This window comes from Streptomyces cyslabdanicus (assembly GCF_052663305.1).
In genome coordinates this window covers 22327-36758 of sequence record NZ_JBQRUW010000040.1, presented here as the reverse complement: position 1 = coordinate 36758, position 14432 = coordinate 22327, and the positions used below count along the sequence as shown (strand labels likewise).

The window sequence follows — 14432 nt, the reverse complement described above, 5'->3', positions numbered from 1 at the left end:
ACATGACCGAGAGCACCACCATCCGCTGGGAGCAGGACGACACCGGCGTCGTCACCCTCGTCCTCGACGACCCGAACCAGTCCGCGAACACCATGAACCAGGCGTTCCGCGACTCCCTCGCCGCCGTCGCCGACCGGCTGGAGGCGGAGCAGGACTCCGTCCGCGGCGTCATCCTCACCTCCGCGAAGAAGACCTTCTTCGCGGGCGGCGACCTGCGCGACCTGATCCGGGTCACCCCGGACACCGCGCAGGACCTGTTCGACGGCGGCCTCGCGCTCAAGCGGAACCTGCGCCGCATCGAGACCCTGGGCAAGCCGGTCGTCGCCGCGATCAACGGCGCGGCCCTGGGCGGCGGTTACGAACTCGCCCTGGCCTGCCACCACCGGATCGCGCTCGACACCCCCGGTACCAGGATCGGCTGCCCCGAGGTGACCCTCGGCCTCCTCCCCGGCGGCGGCGGGGTCGTCCGCACCGTACGGCTGCTGGGCATCACCGACGCCCTGCTCAAGGTGCTGCTCCAGGGCACCCAGTACAACGCCCGGCGCGCCCAGGAGAACGGGCTCGTCGACGAAGTGGCCGCCTCCCCGGAGGAGTTGCTGGCCAAGGCGCGCGCCTTCATCGACGCCAACCCGGAGTCGGCACAGCCCTGGGACAAGCCCGGCTTCCGCATCCCGGGCGGCACCCCGGCGAACCCGAAGTTCGCCGCCAACCTGCCCGCCTTCCCGGCCAACCTGCGCAAGCAGACCAACGGCGCCCCCTACCCGGCCCCGCGCAACATCCTGGCCGCAGCCGTCGAGGGCGCCCAGGTCGACTTCGAGACCGCCCAGGTCATCGAGGCCCGCTACTTCGTGGAACTGGCCGCCGGGCAGACCTCGAAGAACATGATCCAGGCGTTCTTCTTCGACCTCCAGGCCGTCAACTCCGGCGCCAGCCGGCCCCAGGGGATCGAACCCCGCCAGGTCCGCAAGGTGGCCGTCCTCGGCGCCGGGATGATGGGCGCGGGCATCGCCTACGCGTGCGCCCGCGCGGGCATCGAGGTCGTCCTGAAGGACGTGTCCCCGGACGCGGCCGCCCAGGGCAAGGGCTACTCCGAGAAGCTGTGCGCCAAGGCCGTCGCCAAGGGCCGTACCAGCCAGGAGAAGGCGGACGCGGTGCTCGCCCGCATCACGCCCACCGCGGAGGTCGCCGACCTCGCGGGCTGCGACGCGGTGATCGAGGCCGTCTTCGAGGACCCGGCGCTCAAGCACAAGGTGTTCCAGGAGATCGAGCAGGTCGTCGCGCCGGACGCGCTGCTGTGCTCCAACACCTCCACCCTGCCGATCACCCTGCTCGCCGAGGGCGTGGAGCGCCAGGCCGACTTCATCGGGCTGCACTTCTTCTCCCCCGTGGACAAGATGCCCCTGGTCGAGATCATCAAGGGCGAGCGCAGCGGCGACGAGGCGCTGGCCCGCGCCTTCGACCTGGTGCGGCAGATCAACAAGACCCCGATCGTCGTGAACGACTCGCGCGGTTTCTTCACCTCCCGGGTCATCGGCCAGTTCATCAACGAGGGCGTGGCCATGGTCGGCGAGGGCATCGAGCCCGCGTCGGTGGAACAGGCGGCGGCCCAGGCGAGCTACCCGGCCAAGGTGCTGTCCCTGATGGACGAGCTGACCCTCACGCTGCCCCGGAAGATCCGGGCCGAGTCGCGGCGGGCGGTGGAGGAGGCGGGCGGCACCTGGACCCCCCACCCCGCGGACGCGGTCGTCGACCGCATGGTCGACGCGTTCGGCCGCACGGGCCGCAGCGGCGGCGCCGGCTTCTACGACTACGGCGAGGACGGCTCCCGCACCGGACTCTGGCCCGGCCTGCGCGAGCACTTCGGGAAGCCGGGGTACGAGATCCCGTTCCGCGACATGCAGGAGCGCATGCTCTTCGCCGAGGCGCTCGACACGGTCCGGCTCCTGGAGGAGGGCGTCCTGACCTCCGTCGCCGACGCCAACATCGGCTCGGTCCTCGGCATCGGCTTCCCGGGCTGGACCGGCGGCGTGCTCCAGTACATCAACGGCTACGACGGCGGCGCCGGGGCAGGGACCGGCCTGCCCGGCTTCGTGGCCCGCGCCCGGGAACTCGCCGAGCGCTACGGCGAGCGGTTCACCCCGCCGGCGCTGCTCGTGGCGAAGGCGGAGAAGGGGGAGACCTTCACCGACGCGCGCTGACGAGCCGTTCAGCCGGACGGCGGCTCCTGCGCTCCCCGGGGACCGGCTCCCCGGGGGCGCTGCGCTCCGGCCGCGTCCGGATCCGTGTCCAGCCAGGCCCGCAGCTCCTCCTTCAGCGAGCGCTGGAAGGTGGTGAGCAGGGCCTGCACCACCAGAGGGTGCATGTGGGCGGACAGGGACCTCACGTCCCGGGTGTCGCGTTCGGCGACGGCGTCGCGCAGCAGCTTCGACAGCTCGTGGGCGGCCGTGCGCGCGTGCTCGGTCAGCACCGTACGGGCGGCGAGGATCGTCTCCTGGGACAGGGGCACGTCGAGGAGTTCCACACCGAGCCGCAGCAGACCGCAGTCCACCCGGAAGGACTCGCCGTCGGCCTCGACGACGTTCATCGCGGCCAGCCGCCGGACGTCCTGAGTGCCGAGCGGCCGGCCGGCCCGGCGCTCCAGCTCCCGCCGGGTCAGCGACTCCACGGCGTCCGGCGCCCAGGACGCGACCACCGCGCGGTGGATGGCGAGGTCGTGCGGGGTGAGGTCCGGCGGCAGCTGCCCCAGATGGCGCTCGATCGCGGCGAGCGTCATGCCGCGCAGCTGCATCTCCTCGATCAGCGCCAGGCGCGCCAGGTGCTCAGGGCCGTAGCGGCCCACCCGGCGCGGGCCGAGCACCGGCGGCGGCAGCAGGCCGCGGCCGCTGTAGAAGCGGACCGTGCGCACCGTGACGCCGGCCCGCGCGGCCAGCTCGTCGATCGTGAGGGTCGGCTCGTCGGAGTCGGTCGTCATCGCAGCAGTATCGCTGTCTCACCGATGCTGTGAAAGCCCTGACCTGCCGGTGTGCGGGGCGTGACCGATAAGCGAAGGTCGTGTGAGAAGTCCCGCTCTGTGACGTCCGCCATCGCAGGGAGGCCGAACGTCCTGGGAACCTGCTGTTCTGGTCTGTACCGCGATCATGGGTGGTGCGGGCCGCAACACGTACGGACACCCGGGCACGCGTCGCCCGGGCACCAGAGAGTGGAACCACCCGTGAGCAAGGAATCCGCGCACACGACCCAGGTCGCCCCCCACACCCAGGCGACCGGGACGCCCGCCGACGCGGGCGACGCCGGATACAGCAAGGATCTCAAGCACCGCCACGTCAACATGATCGCCATCGGCGGGGCGATCGGCACCGGACTCTTCCTGGGAGCGGGCGGTCGCCTGCACAACGCGGGCCCCGCGCTGGCGCTGGCCTACCTCGTGTGCGGCGTCTTCGCGTTCTTCGTCGTCCGGGCGCTGGGCGAGCTGGTCCTGTACCGGCCCTCGTCCGGATCCTTCGTGTCGTACGCGCGCGAGTTCCTCGGTGAGAAGGGCGCCTACGTCGCCGGCTGGATGTACTTCCTGAACTGGTCGACGACCGGTATCGCCGACATCACGGCGATCGCGCTCTACACGCACTACTGGAGCATGTTCACGTCCGTCCCGCAGTGGGTGCTCGCGCTGGTCGCCCTCGCCGTGGTCCTCACCGTGAACCTGATCTCGGTGAAGATCTTCGGCGAGATGGAGTTCTGGTTCGCCATCGTCAAGGTCGCCACCCTGGTCGGCTTCATGCTGATCGGCGTCTTCCTGCTGGCCACGCGGCACCCCGTCGACGGGCACACCCCCGGCCTGAACATGATCACCGACCACGGCGGCCTGCTGCCGCACGGCACGATGCCGGTCGTCCTGGTGATGCAGGGTGTGATCTTCGCGTACGCCGCCCTGGAACTGGTCGGTGTCGCCGCCGGCGAGACCGCCGAGCCGGAGAAGGTCGTCCCGCGCGCCGTGAACTCCATCATGTGGCGCGTGGGCCTGTTCTACGTCGGCTCCGTCGTCCTGCTGGCCCTGCTGCTGCCCGGCTCGGTCTACTCGGCCGGGGAGAGCCCGTTCGTCACGGTCCTGTCGAAGATCGGCGTCCCGGCGGCCGGCGACATCATGAACCTCGTGGTCCTCACGGCCGCCATGTCGTCCCTGAACTCCGGCCTGTACTCCACCGGCCGCATCCTGCGCTCCATGGCCACGGCGGGCTCCGCGCCCCGGTTCACCGGCGTGATGAGCCGCAGCCAGGTCCCCTACGGCGGCATCCTGCTGACCAGCGCGGTCTGCGTGCTCGGCGTCGGCCTGAACTACCTCGTGCCCAGCCAGGCCTTCGAGATCGTGCTGAACGTCGCCTCCCTCGGCATCGTCAGCACCTGGGTGATCATCATGGTCTGCCACCTGGTCTTCGTCCGCCGCGCCCGGGACGGCCGGGTCACCCGCCCGCACTTCCGCCTCCCCGGCAGCCCGGTCACCGAGATCGCCACGATCGCCTTCCTGCTGGCCTGCCTGGGCCTGATGTGGAACGACCCGGACGTGGGCCGCAAGACCCTCCTGCTGATCCCGGTGATCGCGGTCCTGCTCGTCACCGGCTGGTTCGCCGTCCGCCGCCGCGTCGCCCGCACGGCCGACCGCGAACTCTCCGACCTCGTGGACTGACGCCCCACTCCACTGTCAGTGCCCCCTCGTACCGTGGCGTCATGTCGGAGATCACGTATATCCGAGGCGACGCCACCAGGCCGTCGGGCGAGGGCGCCAAGGTGATCGCCCACGTCGCCAACGACCTCGGTGGCTGGGGGAAGGGGTTCGTCCTGGCCCTGTCGCGGCGCTGGCCGGAGCCGGAGGCCGCCTACCGCGCCTGGCACCGGGACCGGGCGGCGAACGACTTCGGCCTGGGCGCCGTCCAGCTCGTCCCGGTCGACCGGGACCTGTGGGTGGCCAACATGATCGGCCAGCACGGCATCCGGAGGGGCGGCAGGGGCGTGCCCGTGCGGTACGAGGCGATCGGCACGGCGCTGGGGCGGCTCGCCGGACGCGTCGTGGAACTCGGCGCGTCCGTCCACATGCCCCGCATAGGCTGCGGCCTGGCCGGCGGCAGGTGGGACCGGGTCGAGCCGCTGATCGAGGAGCGGCTGGTGCGGCGGGGGATCGCGGTGACGGTGTACGACGTCGAGGGGTGAGGCCGGGCGGCCGGTGGACCGCCCGGCCGTGGGTCACCTCGTGTGCACGTCGTTCGTCGCCTCGATCTTCTTCCACGACCTCGGCTCAGCGGGAGCCGCCGACGTCTTCGCCAAGGACACCGCGTGCGCCGCGGGGGCGGCCGGCTTGGACGGCTGGAACAGCCAGGTGTCGAACAGGGCCGCGAGCGGCCTGCCCGAGACCTGCTCGGCGTACTTCTGGAAGTCGGCCACGGAGGCGTTGCCGTAGGCGTACTTCTTCGGCCAGCCCTTCAGCAGGGCGAAGAACGCCCGGTCGCCGATCTCGTTGCGCAGCGCCTGGACGGCGAGCGCGCCCCGGTCGTAGACCGCGGCGTCGAACTGGTCGTCCGGACCCGGGTCGCCCGGCGCGACCGTCCAGAAGGGGTCGTCGGCGGGGTGCGAGGCGTACACCCAGTCCGCCAGCTCCTGCGCGGTGCCCTCACCCTCGTGCTCGGACCACAGCCACTGGGCGTAGCGCGCGAAGCCCTCGTTGATCCAGATGTCCTTCCAGCCCTTGAGCGACACGCTGTCGCCGTACCACTGGTGGGCCAGCTCGTGCACGACGACAGACGTGTTGGAGCCGTTCGCGAACTGCTTCGGGCTGTAGTACACGCGGGTCTGCGTCTCCAACGCGTACCCGGTCGTCGTGTTCGGCACATAGCCGCCGGCCGAGCCGAACGGATACGGCCCGAAACAGCCGCTCAGCCAGTCGACGATCTCCCCGGTGCGCTCCACGCTCGCGCGCGCCGCCCCGGCGTTGTCGCCGAGGTCCCTGCTGTAGGCGTTGAGGACGGGGACGCCGTCCTGCGAGGTGCCCGTCGTGATGTCGAACTTCCCGATCGCGAGCGTGGCCAGGTAGGTGGCCTGCGGCTTGTCCTGGCGCCAGTTGTAGCGGGTCCAGCCGAGCTGCGAGCTGGTCGACCGGAGGGTGCCGCCGGAGATCACCTGCGTGCCGTCCGGCACGGCCACCGACACGTCGTAGGTGGCCTTGTCACTCGGGTGGTCGTTGCTCGGGAACCACCACCAGGCCGCCTCCGGCTCGTCCGCCGCGATCCCGCCGTCGGGGGTGCGGTGCCAGGTGGTGAAGCCGTACGCGCTCTTCGTGGACGGCACCCCGCTGTAGCGGACCACCACCGTGATCGGCGTGTCCTCGGCCAGCGGCTGCTTCGGGGTGATCACCAGTTCGTGCTCGCCGGAGGTGACGAAGGCGGCCGTGGTGCCGTTGACCCGCACCTCGCTGACGTCCAGCAGGAAGTCCAGGTCGAAGCTGGACAGGTCCTGCGTGGTCCGCGCCTCGATCGTCGCCGTGCCCTCCAGCTCGTCCGTGGCCGGCTGGTACTTCAGCCTGAGGTCGTAGTGGGAGACGTCGTATCCGCCGTTGCCGTAGTACGGGTAGTAGGGGTCGCCGATGCCCGGTGCGCCGGGGGAGTGGCTCGCGGCCGATGCCGGGATCGCCAGCAGCAGGACGGCCGCCGCCAGTGCGCCCGGCGCGATCAGTCTGCGGTGCACGTCAGCTCCAAGTCGTAGGGGCACGAGGTTCGTTCGGAGCCTATTGAGTCCCGGTGGTCACGGGCGTGTCCATGCCCACCGCGGTCACACGATCGTCATTCGGCCGTCATGAGCGGCGCATGTTCGGGGGCCTTTCCGGCCAGGTGCGTCCGGCCGCCCCGCGCACGCCGGTGACCGCCCACGGGCCCCCGGGGACGGACCGGAACGCACCCCGCCCGCTCAGGCGGCCGGGTACGCCAGCCCGGCCGCCCGGCGCGCGCAGCCCCAGGCCACGGTGACCCCCGCCCCGCCGTGGCCGTAGTTGTGCACCAGCACCCGCCCGCCCGGCAGCTCCTCGCGCTCCAGCCGCACCGCGTGCCGGGACGGCCGCAGCCCGACCCGGTGCGCCAGCACCCGCGCCCCTGCGATCTCCGGCCGCAGGGCCGCGCACCGCTCGACGATCCGCGCGGCCACCGCCGGGTCGGGCGTCAGCGACCAGTCGTCCTCCTCGGCCGTGCCGCCGAGGAGGAGTCCGTCCGGCTGCGGGAAGACGTAGACGGGGGACTCCGAGGCCGGGTCCACGGACGTCAGCCACGTCGTGATCCCCGGGTTCTCCACGACGACGAGCTGACCACGTACGGGACGCATCGCGGGATCGGGAACCAGCTCACGGGCGCCGAGGCCGGTGCAGTTCACGACCACCCGGGCGTCGACCGCCGCCAGATCCGTCACGCCCCGCTCCTCCACGACTCCGCCCGCCGCGGTCAACCGCTCCCGCAGCCACGGCAGATGAGCCGGCATGTCGATCAGCGGAAGCCGCGCCCACAGCGCCGGGCCCGCCGCCCACTCCCCGGCGTGCGCCGGGCGCAGACCGGGCACCCGCGCCGCCCACGGCCCCAGCGAGTCGAGCCGCGTCCCGCCGTGCACGCCCTCGACGAGGCGTACGCCCGTCTCGTCGGGGCGCGCGGCCAACTCCTCGTACACCGCGAGGGATTCGAGCGACCACTCCCCGACGAGCGACTCCGGCTCGATCCGGTACGGCCACCACAGCGCGCCGGCGACCGCCGACGTCGTCCGCTCGGCCGGCTCCCGCGTCCACACCCGCACCCGCCGGCCGCGCTCGGCCAGCACGAGGGCCGTCGTCAGCCCGATGACGCCGCCGCCGACCACCACCACGTCGGTACCCGGTCCACTGTCCACGCAGCTGTCCACGCAGCGCACGGTAGCGGAAGACGCACACCGTGCTCATCCCGCCCCAGGGCCGGGAATGCTCACGGCATGCCTGCCGAGTACACGACCTTCGGCCTGGCCCCGGCGACACGTCCCGGGGAACTCCTCGCCGACGGCGGTCACCAGCTCCCCGGCCCGTTCCGCTTCGACGGCGCCGAGTACCGCGCGGCGCTGGGCGCCCTGCTGGACGGCGGCGGCCCCGCGCCCCGCCGCCGGGTGCTGCTCGTCGGGGCCCGGGCCGCCGTCCTCGCCAGGCTCGCCGCCGCCCTGCGCACCATCGGCGTCGGCGCCGACATCACCCGCGACGTGCACGCCGTCCACCCCGACGAACTGCGCCAGTACGGCGCCGTCGCCTTCGGCCGGGCGATCGGTCCGCTCGAACGCGCCGCCGTCCGGGGCGCTGTCGAGCGCGCGGGCGCCGACGTGACCTACGTCGACGGCCTGGCCCCGGTCGTTCCGCTCCTGGTCGCCCAGATCGAACACGCCCTGGACCGCGGTCCGGTGGAGCGACGACGGCTGACCCGGCCGGTGGCCGCCGACGGCACGGCGGAGGTCGAGGTCGGCTCCGCCTGCCGGGTCCGGATCACCGCCCACCGCCTCGACCGGCTCCACCGCACGCACACCCGGGAGGTCTTCAACGGCGTCCTGGAGCCGGGCCGGCACCGCCTGGTGCTGGACGCCAGGGCGGTGAAGGGGGGAGTCCTTCCTGGTGGCGCGGGCGTCGGGCGCGGTACTGGTGACGGCGACGGCGCGCTGAGCACGGCCGGACACGGCCGTTAGGATCGGTCCTCTGATGACTGCCACCCTCGTTGCCAAGAACCTCGCCGCCGGGCACGGCGACCGCGCGCTGTTCGCCGGACTGGACCTCGTCGTCGCGCCCGGGGACGTGATCGGGCTGGTCGGCGCCAACGGCGCGGGCAAGTCCACGCTGCTCAGGATGCTCGCCGGGGTGAGCACCCCGGAACAGGGCGAGGTCACGCTGTCCCCGCCGGCGGCGAGCGTCGGGCACCTTCCCCAGGAGCCGGAGCGCAGGCCCGGGGAGACCGTGCGGGAGTTCCTGGCCCGCCGGACCGGGGTGTCCGAGGCCCAGCGGGTGATGGACGAGGCCACGCAGGCCCTGGTCGAGGGAGCGCCGGGCGCGGACGACGCGTACGCGAGCAGCCTGGAGCGGTGGCTCGGCCTCGGCGGCGCCGACCTCGACGAGCGCGCCGAGGAGGTCGCCGACTCGCTCGGCCTGGCCGTCGGCCTCGACCAGCCGATGACGTCCCTCTCGGGCGGACAGGCGGCCCGCGCCGGACTCGCCTCGCTGCTGCTGTCCCGCTACGACGTCTTCCTGCTCGACGAGCCGACCAACGACCTCGACCTGGCCGGCCTGGAGCGCCTGGAGCGGTTCGTGACCGGCCTGCGCGCCGGGACGGTCGTCGTCAGCCACGACCGCGAGTTCCTCACCCGCACCGTCACCAAGGTCCTCGAACTCGACCTTGCCCAGCGGCAGATCAACCTCTACGGCGGCGGATACGCGGCCTATCTGGAGGAGCGGGACGTGGCCCGCCGGCACGCCCGCGAGGACTACGACGAGTACGCCGACAAGAGGGCCGCCCTCCAGGACCGGGCCCAGATGCAGCGCGCCTGGATGGACAAGGGCGTGAAGAACGCCCGGCGCAGGGCGGGCGGCGACAACGACAAGATCGGCCGCAAGTTCCGCAGCGAGGCCAGTGAGAAGCAGGCGGCGAAGGCCCGCCAGACCCAGCGCATGATCGAACGCCTCGAGGTCGTCGAGGAGCCCCGCAAGGAGTGGGAGCTGCGCATGGAGATCGCGTCGGCCCCGCGGTCGGGCGCGGTCGTCGCCACGCTCCGGGACGCGGAGGTGCGCCGGGGCGGCTTCGTGCTCGGCCCGGTGTCCCTCCAGATCGACTGGGCGGACCGGGTGGCGGTCACGGGCGCCAACGGCGCGGGCAAGTCGACGCTGCTGGCCGCGCTGCTCGGCTGGATTCCGGTGGACGCCGGGCACGCGGCGCTGGGTTCCGGCGTGCTGGTCGGCGAGGTCGACCAGGCCCGCCGCGTCTTCCACGGGCCCGAGTGCCTGCTGGACGCCTTCTGTGCGGCGGTGCCGGACACCGAGCCGGTGGAGGCGCGGACGCTGCTCGCCAAGTTCGGTCTCAAGGCGGACCATGTGACGCGTCCCGCCGAGACGCTCTCGCCGGGCGAGCGGACCCGGGCCGCGCTCGCCCTCCTCCAGGGCAGGGGCGTCAACCTCCTGGTCCTGGACGAGCCCACCAACCACCTGGATCTGCCGGCCATCGAGCAACTGGAGTCGGCGCTGGACTCCTACCAGGGCACCCTGCTGCTGGTCACCCACGACCGCCGCATGCTCGACGCGGTACGCGTCACCCGCCGACTGGAGGTCGCCGGGGGCAAGGTGACGGAGCGCCAGGGCCTGCTGCCTTAGCCGGACCCGCGGTAAGCGCTCCGAAGCGGGGTCTTACACTCGGTCACCGTTGCCCAGCGGAACGAAACCGCAGATCGGAAGGCATGGTCTCCCATGTTCCAAGACGCCCCCATTTATCACCAACTCGTAGCCGAGCGAGGCGACGTGCCCGCGCGCGTGCGCGACGCGGCCACGGCCATACACAGCCAACTCGAGGCCGTGATGCGAACGGGGCTGCCCAACGCCGCCTTCGAGCCAGGCCCGCCGCCCCCGGGCGCGACCCCACGCCCCCACTCCGAACTCCTCCCGGGCCAGCACCCGCCACACTAGTGCCGCGGCGGGCGAACGTCGCCTGTCGCGACACCAGCGCCCCACCGCCACCGGCCCCCCGACGAACCACCCGCACCGGCCCGTCAACGGTGTGCCACCAGCGGTGGGCGACTGTCGGCGGTCAACGGTCCGTCCATGGCCGACCTGCCCCCGGGCTCGCCCACCGGCGAGGGGCGAGCCCAGAAGGCGGACGGGTCAGCGGCGGGCGTTCTTCGGGTCGAGCAGGCCCGCGCGGCGCAGGGCGTCGGCCATCGCGCTGTTGGCGGGCGGGGGCGCCTGGCGGGAGCCGCCACCGCCACCGCCACCGCCGCCGCGGCCCTGGCGCTGCTGCGGCGGACGGCCGCCGCGCCGGCGCCGCTCACCGCCGTCGCCCTGCCCCTGACGGTCCTGCGCCGCCGCCTCGTCGTCCAGACGCAGCGTCAGCGAGATCCGCTTGCGCGGGATGTCGACGTCCAGCACCTTCACCTTGACGATGTCGCCGGGCTTGACGACATCGCGCGGATCCTTCACGAACTGCTTCGACATGGCCGAGACGTGCACCAGACCGTCCTGGTGGACGCCGACGTCGACGAACGCGCCGAAGGCCGCCACGTTCGTCACCACGCCCTCCAGGACCATCCCGGACGACAGGTCGGCGATCTTCTCGACGCCCTCCTTGAAGGTGGCCGTCCTGAACGCCGGCCGCGGGTCGCGCCCGGGCTTCTCCAGCTCCCGCAGGATGTCGCTCACCGTCGGCAGACCGAACGTGTCGTCCACGAAGTCGGCCGCCCTGAGTGAGCGCAGCACCCCGGTGTTGCCGACCAGCGAGGCCACCTCCTGGCCCGTGGTCTTCACCATCCGGCGGACCACGGGGTACGACTCGGGGTGCACGCTGGAGGCATCCAGCGGGTCGTCGCCGCCGCGGATCCGCAGGAAGCCCGCACACTGCTCGTAGGCCTTCGGACCCAGCCGCGAGACCTTCTTCAGCTGCCCCCGCGAGGTGAACGGCCCGTTGGCGTCCCGGTGCGCCACGATGTTCTCCGCGAGCGACGAGGTGACGCCGGAGACGCGCGCGAGCAGTGGCACGGACGCCGTGTTCACGTCCACGCCGACGCCGTTCACACAGTCCTCGACCACCGCGTCGAGGGAGCGGGACAGCTTCACCTCGGACAGGTCGTGCTGGTACTGGCCGACGCCGATCGACTTGGGGTCGATCTTGACCAGTTCGGCCAGCGGGTCCTGGAGCCGGCGCGCGATGGACACCGCGCCGCGCAGCGACACGTCCATGTCGGGCAGCTCCCGCGAGGCGTACGCCGACGCCGAGTACACCGACGCGCCCGCCTCCGACACCATCACCTTGGTGAGCTTCAAGTCCGGGTGCCTGGCGATGACGTCGGCGGCGAGCTTGTCGGTCTCCCGGGACGCGGTGCCGTTGCCGATCGCGATCAGCTCGACCGCGTGCTCCTTGGCCAGCCGGGCCAGCTTGGCGACGGCCTCGTCCCACCGGTTGGCCGGCACGTGCGGGTGGACGACGTCGGTGGCGACGACCTTGCCGGTCGCGTCGACCACGGCGACCTTCACGCCCGTGCGGAACCCGGGGTCCAGGCCGAGGGTCGAGCGGGTGCCGGCCGGCGCGGCCAGCAGCAGGTCGCGCAGGTTGGCCGCGAACACGTTCACCGCCTCGTCCTCCGCGGCCGTGCGCAGCCGCAGGCGCAGGTCGATGCCCAGGTGGACGAGGACCCGGGTGCGCCAGGCCCAGCGGACCGTGTCCTGCAGCCACTTGTCGGCGGGCCGGCCGCGGTCGGCGATCTGGAAGCGGTGGGCCACGATCCCCTCGTACGACGACGGGCCGTCCACCGGCTCCTCCGGCTCCAGGACGAGGTCGAGGACCTCCTCCTTCTCCCCGCGCAGCATCGCCAGGATCCGGTGCGAGGGCAGCTCGGTGAACGGCTCGGCGAAGTCGAAGTAGTCGGCGAACTTCGCGCCCGCCTCCTCCTTGCCCTCCCGCACCTTGGCGGCCAGCCGCCCGCGCCCCCACATGCGCTCGCGCAGCTCGCCGATCAGGTCGGCGTCCTCCGAGAACCGCTCGGTGAGGATCGCCCGCGCGCCGTCCAGGGCCGCCTGCGGATCGGCGACGCCCTTGTCCGCGTCGACGAAGGTGGCCGCCGCCGCGAGCGGCTCCACGGACGGATCACCGAGCAGGCCCTCGGCCAGCGGCTCCAGGCCCGCCTCCCGGGCGATCTGCGCCTTGGTCCGCCGCTTCGGCTTGTACGGCAGGTAGACGTCCTCAAGACGCGCCTTGGTCTCGGCGCCGCGGATCCGTGCCTCGAGTTCGTCGGTGAGCTTGCCCTGCTCGCGCACCGACTCCAGGATCGCCGTCCGCCGCTCCTCCAGTTCCCGCAGATAGCGCAGCCGCTCCTCGACGGTGCGCAGCTGCGCGTCGTCGAGCATCTCGGTCGCCTCCTTGCGGTAGCGGGCGATGAAGGGCACCGTCGAACCGCCGTCCAGCAGCTCCACGGCGGCCTTGACCTGCCGCTCCCGTACGCCGAGCTCCTCGGCGATCCTGCCCTCGATGGACGCTGTGAGGGGTGTCGTCACGATCCCGTACCGCCTTCTCCACTCCGGTGTGCGCCGCAATTGTGGCAGGCCCCACGGACATCCGGGCCGCAGGGCGCCGTCCGGCGAGGCGAACCACCGTCACTCACGGCATCGGTGGTGACGGAGGGGGCGTGGCAGGAAAGGTGGGAGACCTGTCATTGCGGCCATCATCCGGGCGGCGAAGAATCGGTCGCATGGCGCAGCGAACCGTTCTCGTCGTCCTCTTCGACGGCGTCCAGAGCCTCGACGTCACCGGCCCGGTGGAGGTCTTCGCCGGTGCCGACCGGCACCTACCGGGGACGTACCGCATCCACACGGCCTCCCTGGACGGCGGCCCCGTCCGCAGTTCCAGCGGTCTGACTCTGGCACCGGACTCCCCGCTCGCCGAGGCGCCCGCGCCGCACACCCTGCTCGTGCCCGGCGGGGAGGGCACCCGCCGGCCGGATCCGCGTCTGGTCGACTGGATCCGCGGGCACGGGCCGGGCGCCGCGCGCCTGGTCTCGGTGTGCACCGGCGCGATCCTGCTGGCCGAGGCGGGCCTGCTGGACGGCCTTCGGGCCACGACCCACTGGGCGTACTGCGCAAAGCTCGCCCGCGACCATCCCGCCGTCGAGGTCGACGCCGACCCGGTCTGGGTGCGCGACGGGCACGTGGCGACCTCGGCCGGCGTGACCTGCGGCATCGACCTGGCCCTCGCGCTCGTCGAGGAGGACCTCGGCCGCGAGGTCGCGCTGAGCGTCGCCCGCCACCTGGTGGTCTTTCTGCGCCGGCCCGGCAACCAGGCCCAGTTCAGCGCCCAGCTCGCCGCCCAGACGGCCCGGCGCGAGCCCCTGCGGGACGTACAGCAGTGGATCACCGAGCATCCGGCGGACGACCTGTCCGTGGAAGCGCTCGCCGCCCGTGCCCGCCTCTCGCCGCGCCACTTCGCCCGCGCCTTCCGTGCGGAGACCGGCACGACCCCCGGCCGCTACGTCGACCGGGTCCGCCTCGAACACGCCCGCCGGCTCCTCGAGGACACCGCCGACGGTGTCGAGGAGGTCGCCCGTGCCAGCGGCTACGGCACGCCGGAGGCCATGCGGCGCGCGTTCGTCAAGGCGCTGGGCGCCGCCCCGGCCGAGTACCGGCGCAGGTTCCGCCCCGCTTCCGCCACCACCTGACACCC

At 72.7% G+C, this 14432-nt stretch carries 9 protein-coding genes and 1 pseudogene; 6 read left to right on the top strand and 4 right to left on the bottom strand.

All coding sequences use genetic code 11. The features are described 5' to 3' along the window. Positions 1 to 2 precede the first annotated feature (2 nt). Positions 3 to 2198 carry a 3-hydroxyacyl-CoA dehydrogenase NAD-binding domain-containing protein gene (locus tag ACTYVM_RS23325; RefSeq protein ID WP_445527808.1) on the top strand — a complete coding sequence of 732 codons (2196 nt, stop codon included), beginning with the start codon at positions 3 to 5 and terminating at the stop codon, positions 2196 to 2198. 8 nt (positions 2199 to 2206) lie between these two features. Here the strand turns inward: ACTYVM_RS23325 and ACTYVM_RS23320 are convergent, their stop codons facing one another. Then, positions 2207 to 2971 (bottom strand): MerR family transcriptional regulator, encoded by a 765-nt coding sequence (locus tag ACTYVM_RS23320; protein WP_445527807.1) that lies wholly within the window; start codon positions 2969 to 2971, stop codon positions 2207 to 2209. Between the two features lie 240 nt (positions 2972 to 3211). Here ACTYVM_RS23320 and ACTYVM_RS23315 point away from each other — a divergent pair, with 240 nt between their 5' ends. Together ACTYVM_RS23315 and ACTYVM_RS23310 are read left to right on the top strand one after the other, a co-directional pair. Beyond that, on the top strand, positions 3212 to 4678 hold the full coding sequence (locus tag ACTYVM_RS23315) for an amino acid permease (RefSeq protein ID WP_445527806.1): 1467 nt from the start codon (positions 3212 to 3214) through the stop codon (positions 4676 to 4678). A 41-nt stretch (positions 4679 to 4719) separates the two neighbouring features. Next, complete coding sequence (locus tag ACTYVM_RS23310) at positions 4720 to 5199, top strand: macro domain-containing protein (protein WP_445527805.1); 480 nt, start codon at positions 4720 to 4722, stop codon at positions 5197 to 5199. Positions 5200 to 5232: 33 nt separating this feature from the next. On the opposite strand, the gene ACTYVM_RS23305 is transcribed toward ACTYVM_RS23310, so the two are convergent. Both ACTYVM_RS23305 and ACTYVM_RS23300 read right to left on the bottom strand, forming a co-directional pair. Continuing rightward, positions 5233 to 6726 (bottom strand): M1 family metallopeptidase, encoded by a 1494-nt coding sequence (locus ACTYVM_RS23305; RefSeq protein ID WP_445527804.1) that lies wholly within the window; start codon positions 6724 to 6726, stop codon positions 5233 to 5235. 219 nt (positions 6727 to 6945) lie between these two features. Next, positions 6946 to 7881 (bottom strand): FAD-dependent oxidoreductase, encoded by a 936-nt coding sequence (locus ACTYVM_RS23300; RefSeq protein WP_445527920.1) that lies wholly within the window; start codon positions 7879 to 7881, stop codon positions 6946 to 6948. A 174-nt stretch (positions 7882 to 8055) separates the two neighbouring features. On the opposite strand from ACTYVM_RS23300, the pseudogene ACTYVM_RS23295 reads away from it, so the two are divergent. Together ACTYVM_RS23295 and ACTYVM_RS23290 are read left to right on the top strand one after the other, a co-directional pair. Next, a pseudogene (locus ACTYVM_RS23295) lies at positions 8056 to 8692 on the top strand (oxidoreductase); the annotation flags it as partial. 36 nt (positions 8693 to 8728) lie between these two features. After that, entirely contained in the window at positions 8729 to 10384 is a 1656-nt protein-coding gene (locus tag ACTYVM_RS23290; protein ID WP_445527803.1) for an ABC-F family ATP-binding cassette domain-containing protein, read from the top strand. A gap of 504 nt (positions 10385 to 10888) precedes the next feature. Here the strand turns inward: ACTYVM_RS23290 and ACTYVM_RS23285 are convergent. Then, complete coding sequence (locus ACTYVM_RS23285) at positions 10889 to 13270, bottom strand: Tex family protein (RefSeq protein ID WP_445527802.1); 2382 nt, start codon at positions 13268 to 13270, stop codon at positions 10889 to 10891. Positions 13271 to 13464: 194 nt separating this feature from the next. Between ACTYVM_RS23285 and ACTYVM_RS23280 the strand changes: the two genes are divergently transcribed. Then, the gene (locus ACTYVM_RS23280; protein WP_445527801.1) at positions 13465 to 14427 is read left to right on the top strand and encodes a GlxA family transcriptional regulator; all 963 of its coding nucleotides are present in this window, start codon (positions 13465 to 13467) and stop codon (positions 14425 to 14427) included. Positions 14428 to 14432 lie beyond the last annotated feature (5 nt).